This is a genomic window from Chamaesiphon sp. OTE_20_metabat_361, from assembly GCF_031364565.1.
Genome location: NZ_JANLWO010000810.1, coordinates 1 through 2,408 on the forward strand (window position 1 = coordinate 1; position 2,408 = coordinate 2,408).

A 2,408-nucleotide genomic window follows, 5' to 3' on the forward strand; every position below is an offset into this window, starting at 1 on the left:
TTGATGGTTAAATACAAATTATCGATCGTTACAAACGGTTAACTTTAGTCAGAAGATTATGAAAGCAGTTGGTGGAAAAGACCGCAAGCGACTACTATTAATCGATGATGACCCCAATCTCATCTTATTAGTCAAAGATTATTTAGAGTTTCGAGGTTATGAGGTGCTGACTGCTGACAATGGTAAAGAAGCTCTAAACCTGCTGTCCCAAAATCTCCCCGATATGATCATCTGTGACATTATGATGCCAGAAATGGATGGTTATGCACTGATCGAAAATGTCCGACAGGATCGACGGACGAGCTGGATTCCCGTTTTATTTCTCTCAGCTCGCGGGCAAAGTCAAGACCGGATCAAGGGTCTGAATTTGGGTGCGGATGTTTATATGGTTAAACCCTTCGAGCCAGAAGAACTCGTCGCCCAAGTTGAATCTTCGCTCAAGCAAACCAATAGATTGCTCTTGTATACCGATGGAGTCAGTGACGATAGTTCGCCGATTCAAGTTCCGGCGACTGTAGAACTCACTCCCACCGAACTCAAAGTCGTGCAGTTAGTCGCTAGAGGCTTGGCAAATCGAGAAATTGCCCTTCAGATGAATGTCAGCCAACGCACGATCGAAAGTCACGTCTCGAATATGCTCGGCAAAACCGGACTGAATAATCGCACCGAATTAGCCCGCTGGGCGATCGAAACTAGAATGGCTTAATTTAATTAATAATTAATAATTAATAATTATTGATTATTACATTGCGTAGGGTGGGCACTGCCCACCATCTAGGTTTCAGTGTCGTCCCAGTAGGGTGGGCAGTGCCCACCATCTAGGTTTCAGTTAAGTACTAACAACATCATTACTACCATCTCCCATCTCCCATCTACCCTCTACCCCGATACACATCGCTAACAACTGCGGCTAACCTTTCCATCGCCGTGGTAATATCGGCATCGCTAGCCGTCAGACTGATGCGGATACATTGTTGCTTATGTGCCCAATCTTCGCGTAGTCCAGGGAAAAACGAACTTCCTGGTACCACAATAATGCCCACTTCCTTGAGAGCTTGATAGAGATCCCAATCAGTCATCGGTAAATCTTGGAACCACATCCATGCAAAAATTGCCCCTTCCCCACGGTGGAGATACCAGGGAAGATCTTGAGGCATAAATTTAGTAATGCCTGCTTCTAAAACGGCGAACTTTTGCTGATAATAGGGACGAATCACAGTAGTTGCCAAATCTGCCAAGCGTCCGCTGGCAACTGCTTTAGCCGCGATCGCCTGTCCGTAGCGCGACGAGTGGAGACACATATTGGTCTGGAATGACTCCAGAATGCCGATGAATTTTTCGCTCCCCAAGGCAATTCCGATTCTTTCCCCTGGCAATCCAGCTTTAGAAAGACTCATACAGTGGACGATATTCTCGCCGAAGATCGGGGTCATTTCCGTGAAATTTAAGCTGGGGAATGGTGGTGCATACGCCGAATCGATCAGCACAGGCGTATCATAGTTGGCTGCTAGCGCGGCAATCTTTTGAACTTCTTCATCGGTTAGGACATTGCCTGTCGGATTGCAAGGGCGTGAAAAGAGGACGCAACCAGTATCTTCCCCAACCTGTAACCGACTAAAATCAGGACGATATTTAAAACTATGATTGGCAGCGTCGATGTCCAGAGTCGGCTTGTAGGCAACGATCGAATCTGCCGCGATCGCCATTCCACCGTAGCCCGTATAATCAGGACTCAACGGTAATACGACCTGTTTCATCTGACCCCCGGCTGTTTGCCCGCCAAAGGCATTAATCGCGTAGAAATACAGACTTTGACTACCCGGTGTAATTAAGACGTTCTTAGCGGTCAAATTGAGGCTGTAGCGGTGATTAAAATCAGTCACGATCGCATCGATTAAGGGCTGATAGCCTTGACTCGAACCGTACCGACACACGACCTCACCATAATCGGCACTTGCTAATAATTCATGAGTGTAGTCCCGCCACATCTGCTCGATTTCCGGTAGGATGACTGGGTTGCCCGCACTAAGATTGATAAACTCTCGGCCTTTGCTAGCCGAAAGAGTTGCTTGAATGTCTTTCATGATGGCGCGCACGCCAGTCAAATTAGACATTTGGGTACCGACTTGAGATAGTGCGAGATTCATAATGGTGACGTGATGGACGATTCGGGTATCCGTCTGACAATTGGCGATCGAGCAGATGTTATGGCTATTATAAACAACCATTCCGCTAAGTTGTCTATAATCATGGGGCAGTGGGATACGGTCTTTAGTAAATTAGGAGTTTGATACTAGTGAGTAGAGTTGGGATTGGGATTCGCACGGCAACCAAACGCAAAGAACGTGCCGCCGGACAGATTCATGTCTACGACGGTACGGGTAAAGGCAAATCCCAAGCAGCATTAG

The 2,408-nt window shown here is 47.0% G+C and carries 2 protein-coding genes; one reads left to right on the top strand and one right to left on the bottom strand.

The features are described 5' to 3' along the window. Window positions 1–58: 58 nt before the first annotated feature. A complete protein-coding gene (locus tag RMO35_RS22765) occupies window positions 59–706 on the top strand; it encodes a response regulator transcription factor (RefSeq protein WP_309744621.1) in 648 nt (215 codons plus the stop codon). Window positions 707–872: 166 nt separating this feature from the next. On the opposite strand, the gene RMO35_RS22770 is transcribed toward RMO35_RS22765, so the two are convergent. Then, a complete protein-coding gene (locus RMO35_RS22770) occupies window positions 873–2,147 on the bottom strand; it encodes a valine--pyruvate transaminase (protein WP_309744623.1) in 1,275 nt (424 codons plus the stop codon). Window positions 2,148–2,408 lie beyond the last annotated feature (261 nt).